The organism is Sphingomonas sp. NCPPB 2930, assembly GCF_042867205.1.
Taxonomy (GTDB): domain Bacteria; phylum Pseudomonadota; class Alphaproteobacteria; order Sphingomonadales; family Sphingomonadaceae; genus Sphingomonas.
In genome coordinates this window covers 285,798-300,606 of the sequence record NZ_JBHZQU010000002.1, presented here as the reverse complement: position 1 = coordinate 300,606, position 14,809 = coordinate 285,798, and the positions used below count along the sequence as shown (strand labels likewise).

Sequence of the window (14,809 nt, the reverse complement as noted above, 5' to 3'; positions counted from 1 at the left end):
AATATTGGCGTCATTTACAGCCGGAATGCGCCACCAATACTAGGTCCACCTACGAAATATTGCCGGGGCCACAGGTCACGGAAAAGGGTGGAGTATCGAGACATGACCAGCGTATCCGTCATCCGCGCAGCCCTGTTGCAGGGAACCGCCGCGCCCGCCGTGCTGATTGGCAGCCTTCTGGTGGCCAGCCCGGCGCTGGCCCAGGATAACGCCACCCCGGCTCAGGGCGCGCCGTCCGCCAGCACCGCCCCCGCCGCTGCCTCGTCCGACACCAATGGCAAGGACATCGTCGTCACCGGCACGCTGTTTCGTCGTACCAATACCGAAACCCCCTCGCCGGTCACCATCCTGTCGGCCGACAATCTGAAGAAGGCCGGGATCAACAACGTCTCGGACGCGATCCGTTCGATCTCAGCCGACAGCAGCGGGTCTATCCCGACCGCCTTTGCCAATGGCTTCGGCGCAGGCTCTTCGGCGGTGTCGCTGCGCGGCCTGACCGTCAACTCGACGCTGACCCTCATCGACGGGATGCGCACCGCCAATTATCCGCTGTCGGATGACGGCCAGCGCTCCTTCGTCGACCTGAACACCATTCCCGACGCGATCGTCGACCGGGTCGAGGTGCTGAAGGACGGTGCCTCGTCCAGCTATGGCGCCGACGCGATCGGCGGCGTGGTCAACATCATCATGAAGAAGGAAATCACCGGCGTCGCCGGTACGCTGGAGGGCGGCGTGACTCAGCGTGGCGATGGCGGCGAGCAGCGCGCGACCCTGACGCTGGGCACCGGCAAGCTGAAGGAGCAAGGCTTCAACGTCTATATCAGCGGCGAGTATCAGCATGACGATCCAATCTGGTCGCGCAATCGCGGCTTTCCGTTCAACACCGCCGATCTGACCCGCATTGGCGGCGACAACAACCAGGCCGGCTCGGTCGTGCCCGGTTCGACGACCAGCGCGCTGGTCGCCCCGACGACGCAGCTGACGCCCGGCAACATCTTGTCGGGTTCGGGCGTGGCCAACGGCCCCTTCCAGGTCCTGAACCCCAATGGCTGCACCGGCACCACCTCGCCGGTCAGCGGCGCGCTGGGCAATGGCTGCACCCAGAACACCGTCGCCGATTACGGCCAGATCGCCCCCGAACAGACCCGGTTCGGCGTGACCGGCCATGCGACGGTGCAGGTCAACGCGCAGACCCAGGCCTATCTGATGGCCTCTTATTACCAGAACGAGGTTCTGGCGGCGGGCGGCCCGGCCAATATCCGCTCGATCAACCCGATCAACACCCAGAACATCGTCCTGCCCGCGGTGCTGGCCAATGGGCAGTTGAACCCGAACAATCCCTATGCGGCGTCGGGCCAGCCCGCCGCGATCCGCTATCTGTTCGGCGACATCCCCGCCTCGTCCGACTATAAGAACCATGTCCTGCGCGCCGCCGCCGGGATCGACGGCGCGTTCGGCGACGGCTGGACCTATTCGGTGTCGGGCACGATCGCCCATAGCTGGCTCGACATCACCCAGAACGGCTATCTGAACCTGGCCGCACTGACCAACGCGATCAACAACGGCACCTACAACTTCGTCGATCCGACGCAGAACAGCGCCGCGGTCCGCAACGCGCTGTCCCCGGCGGTCCATACCCAGGCGACGACCGACCTGGACATGATCCAGGGCGTGATCACCAAGGAGGTCGTCCAACTCCCCGGCGGCCCGTTGCAGGTCGGCGTGGGCGGGTCCTTCCGCTACGAGGCGCAGAACGATCCCAACCAGAATCCGAACCTGACCACGCTGGGCCTGAACCAGTTCTCGGCGATCGGCCATCGCACCGTGGAATCGGGCTATTTCGAGATCAACGCGCCGATCCTCACCAGCCTGGAGATCGACGGATCGGGCCGCTACGACCATTATGAGGAAGGCTATAACCGCTTCTCGCCCAAGGTCGGGGTCAAGTTCACGCCGTTCAAGCAACTGGCCCTGCGCGGCACCTTCTCCAAGGGCTTCCGGGCACCGAGCTTCGCCGAAAGCGCGGGCACGGTCATCGGCTTCACCTCGACCAAGGCCCCCTGCTCGATCCAGCTCCAGCATGGCGCGACCGCGACGGCCACCGGCTGCACCGGCGGCAGCGCCTATAACCAGAGCTATTCGATCGGGTTCAACACGGTCGGCAATCCCAACATCAAGCCCGAATTGTCGCAGAGCTTCACGGCGGGGGCCGTCGTCCAGCCGACGCCCTGGCTGAGCTTCACCGCCGACTATTACAACATCAAGAAGACCGACGTGATCACCGGCGGTCCGCTGTCCAACCAGGCGCTGGCGGCCTTTTACGGCAATGGCACGATGCCCGCGGGCTATTCGGTGACGCCCGACGTCATCGACCCCGCTTTCCCCAACGCCCCGACACGCGCGCTGTTCGTCAATGCGCCCTTCGCCAATGCGGCGGCGCTCAAGACCTCGGGCATCGACGTGTCGGCGCAAGTGCAGCTGCATCGCGATGATCTGCGCTTCACCAGCCGCGCCGAGGCGACCTACATCCTGCACTATCTGTTCAAGCCGAGCGCGGACCAGCCCTATACCGACTTTGTCGGCACCCAGTCGCCCTATGTGACCTCGTCGGGTGCGGGCACGCCGCAATGGCGCGGCAACTGGCAGAACAGCGTCGACTACGGCCCCTATTCGCTGACCGCGACCACCTATTACGTATCGGGCTACAAGGCGGTCGGGTTCGATCAGTTCGGCACGATGGATTGCAACGGCGGCAGCACCTATGGCGGTTCCGATCCCAACTTCAACTGCCATGTCCGCCGCTTCATCGACGTCGACCTGGTCGGCAGCGTGCGGGTCAACGACAAGTTCACCTTCTACATGAACGTCATCAACCTGACCGACGAGAAGGCGCCGTTGAACGCGGGCAACTATGCCGCGACCAACTATAATCCGACCTATACGCAGATCGGCGCGGTCGGACGGACATTCCGCTTCGGCGCGAATTTCCGGTTCTGACGACCGGCATCGGCGGGGGCCATTGCGGTCCCCCGCCGACCACGGACGAAGGCTGGCGCTGGCGTATCCGTCGGCCAGGTCTCGATCGGGCGGCTTGGCGGTGCCCGCCAGGCTGCGGCGCCAGTTCCGCCAGCCAGGATCAACGCCAACCTATTTACGTTGACGACCACATGTCATGTAGTTACGTTATCTCATTACATAGTATAATATCCATGTCGTGGCCCTACAACCCTATGCCCGTGCCCATAGCGCCCCTGCCCGGTTATCCGAACGGGCGTCAGACATTCTCGCCCGGCCACGTCCTCGCGCATGGCGGCTCCGCATCCCTCTGGTCTGAACCGAAACCGTGACGACCCTGCCCTTCCTGCTCGGCGCGATGGCAAGCCTGTCGACCTATGTCGGCGGCAGGCTGGCGATGCGCTGGGGGCAGCGGCGTGACCTGTTGTTTGGGCTGACCGGCGGCATGGTTATCGGGCTGGCCCTTCTCGATCTATTGCCCGAGGCCCTGGAAAGTGGCGAAAGCGTGCACGGCGCCGACATCGTCTTCGGTGCGACGGTGGCTGGCGTGGCCCTCTATATCCTGCTTCACCGGATGCCAGCCGCCGGTGCGGCGGGGCGGATCAGCCTGATCCTGCACAGCGTGATGGACGGCCTCGGCATCGGCATCGCCTTTCAGCTTTCGAGCGCAACCGGCTGGCTGGTCGCGATCGCGGTGCTCGCGCACGACATGGCCGATGGCGCCAACATGGTTGGCTTGAGCACGCTGGCGGGCAAGACCGAACGCACGCATAGGTGGCTGATCGTCAATGCCGCCGCACCGCTGGCCGGTGTCGCGATCGGTCAGGCCGTGCCCGTCGATCTCGAACGCTTCTCGCTGCTGCTCGCGCTCTTCGCCGGTGGCTTCCTCTATATCGGCGCGTCGGAACTGCTGCCCCGCAGCCGGTGTGGACGGTCCGGCGCGGCAAGCGGGCTGGCGAGCCTGTGCGGCATCGTCGCCATGGCCGGAGTGGTTCATTTCGCCGGTTAGCCTTCCACGTCTTTCCTCAGCCTCACCAAAGGAACTCATAGCCTCATGCGCCTTCTGACGATCCCCCTCCTGACCGCCCTGACGATCGCAGCCCCCGCCATGGCGCAGGATGCGCCCAAGGACGCGCAGCCCGGCGGGAAATCTCCCGCTGCGATCCATGACGAGAAGGTGGCGCAGGATCTGGCCGACGCCTGGGTGGCACCACCCGCCAAGGAGCAGGAAAGCGTGACCGCGCACAGCGTCGTCGTCGATGGCCGCACGCTCAAATATCATGCGACCGCCGGGACGGTCACGATCAAGGACGACGACGCCAAGCCGACCGCGAGCGTCTTCTACGTCGCCTATACGCTCGACGGCGCCGCGCCCGGCACGCGGCCGGTGACCTTCTTCTACAATGGCGGCCCCGGCTCCTCGTCGGTGTGGCTGCACATGGGGTCTTTCGCGCCGGTGCGGGTGAAGACCGCCAATCCCGAATATATCCGCCCCGCCCCCTATGGCTTTGGCCCCAACCCGGACACGCTGCTGGACAAGACCGATCTCGTCTTCATCGACATGGTCGGCGCCGGCTATTCACGCCCGCTCGGCGATGCGAAGGGCAAGCAGTTCTGGGGGGTCGACGAGGATGCCGACGCCTTCGCCAAGACGATCCTTCGCTGGACGACGAAGAACGGCCGCTGGACCAGCCCCAAATTCCTGTTCGGCGAAAGCTATGGCACGACACGCTCGGCGGCCCTCGCCTATCAGTTGCAGGATCGGGGCATGGCGCTGAACGGCGTGGTGCTGCTCTCGTCGATCCTCAACTACGGCATCGAGCAGCAGGGTTATGACCAGAGCTATATCAGCTATCTGCCAAGCTATGCCGCGACCGCATGGTATCATGATCGCCTCGCGAACAAGCCCGCCGATCTTCCGGCCTTTCTGAAGGAGGTACGCGCCTTCGCCGCCGGTCCCTATGCGCAGGCGCTCAGCAAGGGGCAGGATCTGTCCGATGCGGAAGAGGATGCGATCGCCACCCGGATGGCCGCCTATACCGGCCTGTCCGCGACCTTCATCAAGCGCGCCAAGCTGCGCGTCGATCTCGGCCGTTTCCAGAAGGAACTGCTGCGCGACCAGGCGCTGACGGTGGGACGGTTCGACAGCCGCTATACGGGGGTCGATGCGGACTCCGCTGGCGAGAATCCTGATTTCGACGCCTCGGATACCGCGATTTCCGGCGCGTTCATCACGACGTTCAGCGACTATGTGCAGCGCAACCTGAAGTACAAGCCGGGGCTGGATTATCGCATCGGCACCTATGGTCTCAAGGACTTCGACTGGAACTGGAAGCATAAGGCGCCGGGATCGGGCTATCCGATGAACAATCCCGATGTCGCCGTCGATCTGGCCGCCGCGATCCGCACCAACCCCTATCTCAAGGTCCTGTCCTTGAACGGATGGTACGACATGGCGACGCCGTTCTTCGCCACCGAATACGACATTTCGCACATGCTCCTGGACAAGAAACTGCGCGGCAATGTCAGCTTCAAATACTATCCCTCGGGGCACATGATCTATCTCAACCCGGATGCGCTGCACCAGCTCCATACCGATCTGGCGAACTTCTACGACGAGACGCTGGCCGCGTCGGTGCAGAACCGTCCGGCGGGGCGGGAACGCTGACGATGCCGGGCCTCGCCCCGCAGGTCTGACTGGCGGTTCGAGCTTGCCCTCTCCCGCCCTTCGCCGAACCAGCGCGGGCGGGAGACGTGGCGGTGACGTTCGACGACTGCCGATGGCCGGATCGCGGCACGATTGACGAGTTCATCGCCTTTCCCGCTTCACCATCCTTGCGGGAATACGGCGGCTGTCTTGATCGGCATCTTCCCAACGTCGCCGCCAGCCCGGACCGCTGGCACCGCCTCCTTTTCCTCCACCGCCTTACCTGCCATCGTCGTCTTCTGGCTGTGATCGAGTCCTGACCTTAACGGTATCGACCACCGGAAATAACAGGAGCCATCATCACGCTTGAGCAGGTACGGGCTCGTCCTTGCCTCGCCACGATTGTAGCAGGCACTGGTCACAAGCAGCGATTTCAGCAAATACCAAGCTTCTTTAGAAGCTTGGGAAAGTGGTGCCCCTGGCCGGACTCGAACCAGCATGCCTTGCGGCGTTCGATTTTGAGTCGAATGCGTCTACCAATTTCGCCACAGGGGCAGCGAAGGGGTGCTGCTAGACGAGGGTGATGCGTCGCGCAAGCGGGGATTGTCGGCAATCTTGCCCCTTATGCCGCAGGCCGGTCAATTCACCGGCGGTCGCTGGCGATAGCTGAGCGCCTCGGCGACATGGATGCGCCCCACTTGTTCCACCCACGCCAGGTCGGCGATGGTCCGGGCGACGCGCAGGACGCGGGTGTAGCCGCGCGCGGTCAGGCGCATCCGCTCCGCCGCCTCGACCAGCAGAGCGCGGCCCGACTCGTCCGGTGTGGCCCAGCGTTCGAGCCAGGCGCCATCGGCCTCGGCATTGGTGCGGATCGTGACCGGGGCCTCGCGATAGCGCTGCGTCTGGCGCGCGCGGGCGGCGGCGACCCTTTGGGCGACGATCACGGACGATTCGGCGGCGGCGGGGGCGAACAGGTCGATGGCGCGGACCGGCTGGACCTCGACGGACAGGTCGATGCGGTCGAGCAGCGGCCCGGAGATCTTGGCCTGGTAATCCGCCGCACAGCGCGGCGCCCTGGCACAAGCGAGCGCCGCGTCGCCCAGATGGCCGCAGCGACACGGGTTCATCGCCGCGACCAGCTGCACCCGCGCCGGAAAGGTCACATGGGCGTTGGCGCGCGCGATGCTGACCGTGCCCGTCTCGAGCGGCTGGCGGAGCGAATCGAGCACGGCGCGCTGGAATTCGGGCAGTTCGTCGAGGAAGAGGACCCCCAGATGCGCCAGGCTCACCTCGCCCGGCCTCGCCTTCAACCCGCCGCCGGTCAGCGCCGCCATCGAGGCCGAGTGATGCGGTGCGCGGAACGGACGCGTACGGGTCAGCCGCCCTCCGGCCAGCGTCCCGGCGACCGACTGGACCATGGACACCTCCAGCGCCTCGGCCGCATCGAGCGGCGGCAGGATGCTGGGCAAGCATGCCGCCATCAGCGACTTGCCCGACCCCGGCGGGCCGCTCATCAGCAGGTTGTGGCCACCCGCCGCCGCGATCTCCAGCGCACGGCGGGCATTTTCCTGGCCCTTCACCTGCGACAGGTCGGGGCCGGGCACGCCGTCCTCGACCGCCCCGCCCTGCGGCACGGGCAGCAGCGAATGCCCCTTTAGATGGTTGATCAGCGACAGCAGGTCTGGCGCGGCGATCACCGCCCCGCCCCCGGCCCAGCTCGCCTCGGCGCCTTGCGCGGCGGGACAGATCAGCCCCTTGTCGAGCGCCCCCGCATGGAGCGCGGCCAGCAACACCCCCGGCGACGGCCCGATCCGCCCGTCCAGCGCCAGCTCGCCGACCACGACATGATCGGCCAGCAGTTCGGCATCGATCACCCCCATCGCCGCCAGCAGGGCGAGCGCGATCGGCAGGTCGAAATGCGATCCTTCCTTGGGCAGGTCGGCGGGCGACAGGTTCACCGCGATCCGCTTGGGCGGCAGGGCCAGGCCCATCGCAGCGATGGCGGCGCGCACCCGCTCGCGGCTTTCGCCCACCGCCTTGTCGGCGAGGCCCACCAAGTTGAAGGCGGGCAGCCCGGCGATCAGCTGCACCTGCACCTCGACGGCGCGCGCCTCCAGCCCCAGATAGGCCACCGTGGACACGATCGTCGCCATGCAAATCCCCCTGTACGGACGCTCCCCTGCCCGCTTATGCTTCCTGCAAAGGATGCCGCCCGACCGCAAGGGGCGACGAGTGTACGGGGATCGCGTGCGGCGGATTGACTTGAAACCCCGCTTTGCGTAAGCGGCTTGCCACCAAGGCCGTCCTCGTGGCGGCCGTTTTTATTCAGACGTATCCAAGGAATGAACGATGAAGCGGACCTTTCAGCCCAGCAACCTGGTGCGCGCTCGCCGTCACGGCTTCCGTGCGCGGATGGCGACCCCCGGTGGCCGTGCGGTGATCCGGGCGCGTCGCGCGCGCGGCCGCAAGAAGCTGTCGGCGTAATCACGACGCTGACCCGCCGCCGCGATTTCCTCGCGGCCAATGGCGGGCGACGCGTGGCGATGCCCGGCTTCGTGCTGCAGGTTCGCCCGCGTGACGATGGTGAAGCCACGATTCGCGTCGGCTTCACCGTCACCAAGAAGATCGGCAACGCGGTCGTTCGCAACCGGATGAAACGCCGGTTGCGGGCGCTCGCGCGCGATCTTTTGCCGGTAAAGGGCATTGCGGGCGCCGATCATGTCCTGATCGGACGGCAAGGCGGGATCGAGCGCGATTATGCCGCCCTCACCGCCGAGCTGGCCAAGGCGCTGACCCGCGCCGCCTCGCCCGACACCGGCGGCGACCAGAAACCGCGCGAACCGCGCGTGCATCATGGTCGCGGCAAGGGGCGCAGCCCCCGCGGCGGTGCGCATCGCCAGCCCGCCACACCGTCTCAGGAGCCCGCGTGACCCTGTTCGCGCGGGCCTTGATTCTGATCGCGCGGGGCTGGCAACTCGGCCCGTCGCTCATTTTACCGCCCACTTGCCGCTATCAACCATCCTGTTCGGCCTATGCAATACAGGCCATTGGCCGCTATGGCGCGGTCAAAGGGGGCTGGTTGGCGCTCAAGCGCATTGCGCGGTGCCATCCCTGGGGCGGGCACGGACCCGACCCGGTCCCCTGACGTAACTGGCGTCACAACTGGGGTTTCCACGTGAACCAAGACCGCAAGAATTTCGTCGTGTTCGCGGTGATCGCGGCGCTGATCCTGTTCGGATGGCCGCTCATCCAGAACAAGTTCTTCCCGAGCAACCCGCCCGCGACGAAGATCGTCGACGGCAAGCAGGTGCCGGTGGCCAACTCGACGGCCAATCCGACCGCGACGACGCCCTCGGCGATTCGCGACCGCCGCGTCGTGCTGGCCGAAACCCCGCGCGTGGCGATCGAAACGCCCCGCCTGAAGGGCTCGATCAACCTGAAGGGCGCGCGGATCGATGACCTCGTCCTGCTCGACTATAAGGAAACGGTCGCCAAGGATTCGCCGCCGATCCGCCTGTTGTCGCCCGCTGGCGCGCAGGGTGCCTATTTCGCCGGTTTTGGCTGGCGCACCGACGGGCTGAACCCGCCCGCCGCCGATGCCGTCTGGACCGCCAGCGCGCCCGTACTGCGCCCCGGCCAGCCGGTCACGCTGACCGCCGCCAATGCGACCGGCCAGCGTTTCCAGATCACCCTGTCAGTCGACAAGGATTACATGTTCACCGTCCAGCAGACGGTGGCCAACGGCGGCAACGCGGCCGTGCCGGTCGCGGCATACGGCTATGTCAATCGCGGCATCTCGGCCGATCCCGACACCTGGACGATCCATGTCGGCCCGATGTCGGTCAACAACGGCTCGGCCAATTACGGCCCGAACTGGAAGGATCTGGACAAGGCCCCCACCCGCTTCACCACGACCGGCGGTTGGCTGGGCTTCACCGACAAATATTGGCTGGCGACGCTAATCCCCGACCAGTCCAAGGCCTTTGACGGCCAGTTCCGCGCGGGCGCGGGCCAGACCTATCAGGCCGACTATACGCTCCAGCCGCAGACGCTGGCGCCGGGCAAGCAGATCACCCAGACGACCCGTTTCTTCGCGGGCGCCAAGGAAGTCGCGCTGCTCGACCGCTATACCGACAAGGAAGGCGCGACGAAGCTCGATTACGCGCTCGACTGGGGCTATCTGCGCGTCCTCGAAAAGCCGATCTTCTATTATCTCGACTGGCTGTTCCGCCTGGTCGGCAATTTCGGCGTCGCGATCATCCTGCTGACCGTCACCATCCGCGCGCTGATGTTCCCCATCGCCCAGCGCCAGTTCGCCTCGATGGCGGCGATGCGCGCGGTGCAGCCGAAGATGAAGGCGCTGCAGGAGCGGTTCAAGGACGACAAGGTCCGGATGCAGCAGGAGGTCATGGCCCTCTACAAGCAGGAGAAGGTCAATCCGCTGGCGGGCTGCCTGCCCACGCTGATCCAGATCCCGATCTTCTATGCGCTCTATAAGGTGCTGATGCTGACGATCGAGATGCGGCACCAGCCCTTCGTCCTGTGGATCAAGGACCTGTCCGCGCCCGATCCGCTGACCCCGGTCAACCTGTTCGGCCTGCTGCCCTTCGTGCCGCCGCACTTCATCGCGATCGGCGTGGTGCCGATCCTGCTGGGCATTTCGATGTACTTCCAGTTCAAGATGAACCCACAGCCGATGGACGATGCGCAGAAGCAGGTCTTTGCGATCCTGCCCTGGGTGCTGATGTTCGTGATGGCGCCGTTCGCGGTCGGCCTTCAGGTCTACTGGATCACGACCAACTGCATCTCGATCCTGCAGCAGCGCCTGCTCTATGCCCGCCATCCGGGCCTGAAGCAGCCGGTCGTCAAGTGAGCGAGCTTCCCACCCCCCTCCCCTCCGAAGAACCGACCGGTTTTTCGGAGGAACTGGTCGAGTCGGCGCGCAAGCTGTTCGCCGGTCCCGTGTCGTTCCTGAAGTCCGCGCCCGCGCTGAAATTCCTGCCCGATCCGATCGTGCCGGAAGTCGCGGTGGCGGGCCGGTCGAACGTGGGCAAGTCGTCGCTGCTCAACGCGATGACCAACCGCAACGGCCTGGCCCGCACCTCGAACACGCCGGGCCGGACGCAGGAGCTGAACTTCTTCGACGTCGGCACGCCGCCGACGCTGCGGCTGGTCGACATGCCGGGCTATGGCTTCGCCAAGGCGCCAAAGGACATGGTCAAGCAGTGGCGGTTCCTGGTGAACGACTTCCTGCGCGGACGGCAGGCGCTGAAGCGCGCGCTGGTGCTGATCGACTCGCGTCACGGCATCAAGGAGGTCGATCGCGAGATTCTGGAGATGCTCGACCGCGCGGCGGTCAGCTATCGCATCGTCCTGACCAAGGCTGACAAGGTGAAGGCGAGCGAACTGGCCGCCGTCGTCGAGCGGACCGAGGCGGAGGCTCGCAAGCGGGCCGCGGCGCATCCCGAGATCCTCGCCACCTCCAGCGAGGGCGGGCTGGGCATTCCCGAGCTGCGCGCCGCCGTACTCGAAGCGATCGGCTGAACCACCCATGGGAGCCCGGCCGCGTGGCGGCGGGCTCCCGTCTCTTGGCATGACATTCCGGCCACACGCCGGGGCCTAGGTCGGATCGGCATTCAGCATTGCGTCTTCCTCCCCTCTCCCCTGGACAGGGGAGAGGGTTAGCGAAGCTTGCCAGCCTGCTGGCTAGCGCAGCTTGGGTGAGGGGTTGAGCGAGCCCAAAGGCTCGCGCGCTCGCCAAGCGAGCGCCCACCCCTCACCCAGCTCCGACTAGGCCTTTGCTTTAGCAAAGACCAAGTCTGCGCAACCCTCTCCCCTCTGCGAGGGGCAGGGAAGGAAAGGCATCGCTGAATGTCGATCGACCCAGACGAACTAACTGATGTTGTTGCAAAAATGCAGCGACGCCTGACAAATGTCAGCAAATATGACGCTTTTATTGACCTCCTGTCATACGCAGGAATAGCCCCATCAAAACAAGACCATAACATGGGGAAAGCGTATCATGTCCCGGAATATCCGCTCGCGCGCCTTGCGCGACGTCAGCGCCGTCGCGCTGCTCACTCTGCTTGCGGCCCCCGCCGCCGCGCAGACCCTGCCCCCCAGCGCGCCGGAAACCACCACCGCGCAGGATAGCCCGGCGGATCAGGATGCGGCGGGCAGCCAGGACGTGGTCGTCACCGGATCGCGCATCGCCCGTCCCGAGTTCGAAACCTTGCAGCCAACCCAGGTCGTGGGTGCGGCGCAGATCGAAAATCGCGGCTATACCAATGTCGGCCAGGTGCTGAGCGAAATCCCCGCCTTCGGCCCTCCGGGCAATAGCGGCGTCGGCGCCCAGTCGTCCTTCGGCCCCGCCCAGACCTTTGTCGACTTTTTCGGCCTGGGCACCCAGCGCACGCTGGTGCTGATCAATGGCCGCCGCTTCGTGTCGTCGAACACCGCCAGCATCTTCGGCCCCGTCTCGGCCGGTACGCAGGTCGATCTGAACAACATCCCGACCACGCTGGTCGATCGGGTCGAGACCGTCGCCATCGGCGGTGCGCCCATCTATGGTTCGGACGCGATCGCGGGCACCGTCAACATCATCCTGAAGCGCAATTACGAGGGGCTTCAGCTCGAGGGTCAGGCAGGCGTGTCGCAGCGGGGCGACGCCCCCGACCAGCGGCTGAGCGTACTGGCGGGCAAGAATTTCGCCGACGGGCGCGGCAACATCACCATCTCGGGCGAGTATAACCGCGTCACCGGCCTGACCTATGCCGATCGCGAAGTGACCGCCGAGGGCCGCTTCTTCGGTACGCCGACCGATACCAGCTCGCCGTTCCAGCGCATCCTCTATCCGTCGCAGCGTTACAGCGCGTTCACCGTGGGCGGCGTGCCGTTCAGCGCGGACGACTATCTCGCCCGCCGGTCGGGCATCCGCAACGCGGCGGGCCAGCTGCTCCAGTTCGGCGCAGACGGCACGCTCGTTCCGCTCGACCTGGGCACGCCGATGCGCCAGGGTTACATCAGCAGCGGCGGCAACGGCTTCAACCTGCCGCTCCAGAACAATCTGCTGACCAATTCCGAACGCTATATCGCCAGCGCGCAGGCCAGCTATCAGATCAGCGACCGCATCCGCTTCTTCGGCGAGGCCTGGTACACGCACAGCAAGGGCGTGAACCTGATCGACCAGCCGAATTACAATACCGCGCTGTTCGACGCTGCGGGCACCGCCGACGGCAACATCATCGTCAATCTGGACAATCCGTTCCTGTCCGCCGCCGACCGCGCGACGATCGCCGCCAACCTGCCTGCGGGACAGAACCAGTTCTATCTGGGCCGCGCGCTCGCCGACCTGACCACGGGCCGCGCCGAGGCGAAGGTCGAGACCTATCGCTTCGTCGGCGGGTTCGACGGCACGGTGCCGCTGCTCGGCCGCGATTTCAAATGGGAAGCCTCGGGCGTTTATGGCCGTTCGCAGACCGACGGCCGCAATTACGAGCTGGTGCAGCAAAATTTCGCCAATGCGATCGACGCGGTGCGCGATGCGTCGGGCAACATCACCTGCCGCCCCGGCGTCGTGAACGCGACCATCCCGACCGCGAACCAGAGCTGCACGCCCCTCAACATCTTCGGCATCGGCCAGGCCAGCCAGGCGGCGCGCGACTATATCTTCGCGGTCGCCACGCCGCGTTCGGTCAACGAGCAGATCGTGCTCAACGCCAACATCAACGGCCCGGTCTTCCAGCTGTTCGGCAACGACGTCTCGCTGTCGCTGGGTTACGAGCATCGTGAGGAAAAGACCCGCTTCGATCCCGGCACCTATTATTATGGCGAGCCGCAGGCGGACGGCAGCCGCGTCCAATATGGCCGGATCATCCCGATCGACCCGATCCGTGGCAAGTTCCACACCAACGAGGTGTTCGGCGAGTTGGTCGTCCCCTTCGTGTCGAGCAAGAACGAGCTGCGTTGGCTCAAGACGCTCGAGTTCGACGGGGCGGCGCGCTATGTCGACAACTCGCTGTCGGGCGGCGACCTGACCTGGACCGCCGGCGGCCGGGTCGGCTTCTTCCAGGGGCTGACCTTCCGCGGCAACTTCACCCGCTCGATCCGCTCGCCCGCGATCACGGAGGTGTTCAACCCGACCTCGCGCGCATTCGATTCGGGCAATGATCCGTGTGATGCCCGCTATGTCGGCAATGGTCCCAATCCCGCCGTCCGTCGCGCAAACTGCGTCGCCGCCGGGATCAATCCGGACAGCTTCACGTCGAACTTCAGCGACTTCACCGTGCCGGTCACGGTCGCGGGCAACCCGAATCTGCGCAATGAGAAGGCGGACAGCTGGACCGTTGGCGCCATCGCGCAACCGCGCTTCATCCCCGGCCTGTCGATCGCGGTCGATTGGGTGAACATCAAGCTGAACGATGCCATCGCCTCGCTGGGCGGGACGGACATTCTGAACGCCTGCTACGACTCGTCGAGCTATCCCAACCAGTTCTGCGGCCTGCTGGATCGCGGTGCCGACGGGCAGATCACGACCATCCGCGAAGGCTATTACAACGCCGCCGTGCTGGAGACGGCCGGGCTGCAATCGACCATCGCCTATCGCCTGCCGCTCGACCGGGTCGGGCTGACCGATGCGGGAACCGTCGGTCTGTCGGTCAACTATTTCTACCGCGACAAGCTGCAGACCCAGGTCGGCACCGGCGATATCAACCATAATGCGGGCGAGATCGGCTATCCGCGCCATTCGGGCACGGCGAACCTCACCTATGAGGGCCGGAACTTCAACGTCCTGTTCCAGGGGCAATATACCGGCAAGGTCCGCTTCGACATGGACGAGGCCGCCAATGCCCGCGACGTGAAGGGTGCCAGCGACTGGATGGTGTTCAACACCACGGTCGGCATGAAGGTGAACGAGCAGTTCAACCTGCGCTTCATCGTCGACAATGTGTTCAACGCCCGGCCGCCTTACCCGCTGCCGGTCGGCACCACGGGCGTGCAGCCCTATTATTCGGGCATCATCGGGCGCTTCTTCCGCGTGGCGGCCACCGCCCGCTTCTGATCGGCCCCGGCCGAAACGAAAAGGCCCGTCCGGTTCCCCCCGGGCGGGCCTTTTTTGTGTGGTTGCGGCGTCGCGTCAGGCCGGTT

The 14,809-nt window shown here is 65.5% G+C and carries 11 protein-coding genes and 1 tRNA gene; 10 read left to right on the top strand and 2 right to left on the bottom strand.

The genetic code is table 11. The features are described 5' to 3' along the window. The first annotated feature begins 102 nt into the window (after nt 1–102). The 4 genes from ACFX59_RS04685 (at nt 103) to ACFX59_RS04670 (ending at nt 5,982) form a co-directional block, all read left to right on the top strand. A complete protein-coding gene (locus ACFX59_RS04685; protein WP_387430087.1) occupies nt 103–2,997 on the top strand; it encodes a TonB-dependent receptor plug domain-containing protein in 2,895 nt (964 codons plus the stop codon). Nucleotides 2,998–3,343: 346 nt separating this feature from the next. Then, nucleotides 3,344–4,024, top strand: coding sequence for a ZIP family metal transporter (locus ACFX59_RS04680; RefSeq protein WP_307104139.1), 681 nt, complete (start codon nt 3,344–3,346; stop codon nt 4,022–4,024). Between the two features lie 45 nt (nt 4,025–4,069). Then, the gene (locus tag ACFX59_RS04675; RefSeq protein WP_387430085.1) at nt 4,070–5,683 is read left to right on the top strand and encodes a S10 family peptidase; all 1,614 of its coding nucleotides are present in this window, start codon (nt 4,070–4,072) and stop codon (nt 5,681–5,683) included. Between the two features lie 92 nt (nt 5,684–5,775). Continuing rightward, nucleotides 5,776–5,982, top strand: a complete 207-nt coding sequence (locus tag ACFX59_RS04670) for a hypothetical protein (protein WP_387430083.1) — start codon at nt 5,776–5,778, stop codon at nt 5,980–5,982. A 150-nt stretch (nt 5,983–6,132) separates the two neighbouring features. On the opposite strand, the gene ACFX59_RS04665 is transcribed toward ACFX59_RS04670, so the two are convergent. Beyond that, nucleotides 6,133–6,217 (bottom strand) — tRNA-Leu (locus ACFX59_RS04665). Nucleotides 6,218–6,300: 83 nt separating this feature from the next. Further along, the gene (locus ACFX59_RS04660; RefSeq protein WP_387430081.1) at nt 6,301–7,815 is read right to left on the bottom strand and encodes a YifB family Mg chelatase-like AAA ATPase; all 1,515 of its coding nucleotides are present in this window, start codon (nt 7,813–7,815) and stop codon (nt 6,301–6,303) included. 196 nt (nt 7,816–8,011) lie between these two features. On the opposite strand from ACFX59_RS04660, the gene rpmH reads away from it, so the two are divergent. The 6 genes from rpmH (at nt 8,012) to ACFX59_RS04630 (ending at nt 14,723) form a co-directional block, all read left to right on the top strand. Further along, the gene (gene rpmH, locus ACFX59_RS04655; RefSeq protein WP_007404632.1) at nt 8,012–8,146 is read left to right on the top strand and encodes a 50S ribosomal protein L34; all 135 of its coding nucleotides are present in this window, start codon (nt 8,012–8,014) and stop codon (nt 8,144–8,146) included. Nucleotides 8,147–8,205: 59 nt separating this feature from the next. Then, nucleotides 8,206–8,592 (top strand): ribonuclease P protein component, encoded by a 387-nt coding sequence (gene rnpA / locus ACFX59_RS04650; RefSeq protein ID WP_373424734.1) that lies wholly within the window; start codon nt 8,206–8,208, stop codon nt 8,590–8,592. A gap of 2 nt (nt 8,593–8,594) precedes the next feature. Further along, nucleotides 8,595–8,807 carry a membrane protein insertion efficiency factor YidD gene (gene yidD, locus ACFX59_RS04645; RefSeq protein WP_042490341.1) on the top strand — a complete coding sequence of 71 codons (213 nt, stop codon included), beginning with the start codon at nt 8,595–8,597 and terminating at the stop codon, nt 8,805–8,807. 30 nt (nt 8,808–8,837) lie between these two features. Continuing rightward, on the top strand, nt 8,838–10,535 hold the full coding sequence (gene yidC, locus ACFX59_RS04640; protein ID WP_387430078.1) for a membrane protein insertase YidC: 1,698 nt from the start codon (nt 8,838–8,840) through the stop codon (nt 10,533–10,535). Then, the gene (gene yihA, locus ACFX59_RS04635) at nt 10,532–11,206 is read left to right on the top strand and encodes a ribosome biogenesis GTP-binding protein YihA/YsxC (RefSeq protein WP_307104103.1); all 675 of its coding nucleotides are present in this window, start codon (nt 10,532–10,534) and stop codon (nt 11,204–11,206) included. The genes yidC and yihA overlap by 4 nt, the downstream gene beginning before the upstream one ends. Before the next feature lie 478 nt (nt 11,207–11,684). Further along, entirely contained in the window at nt 11,685–14,723 is a 3,039-nt protein-coding gene (locus ACFX59_RS04630) for a TonB-dependent receptor plug domain-containing protein (RefSeq protein ID WP_387430076.1), read from the top strand. The last annotated feature ends 86 nt before the right edge of the window (nt 14,724–14,809 follow it).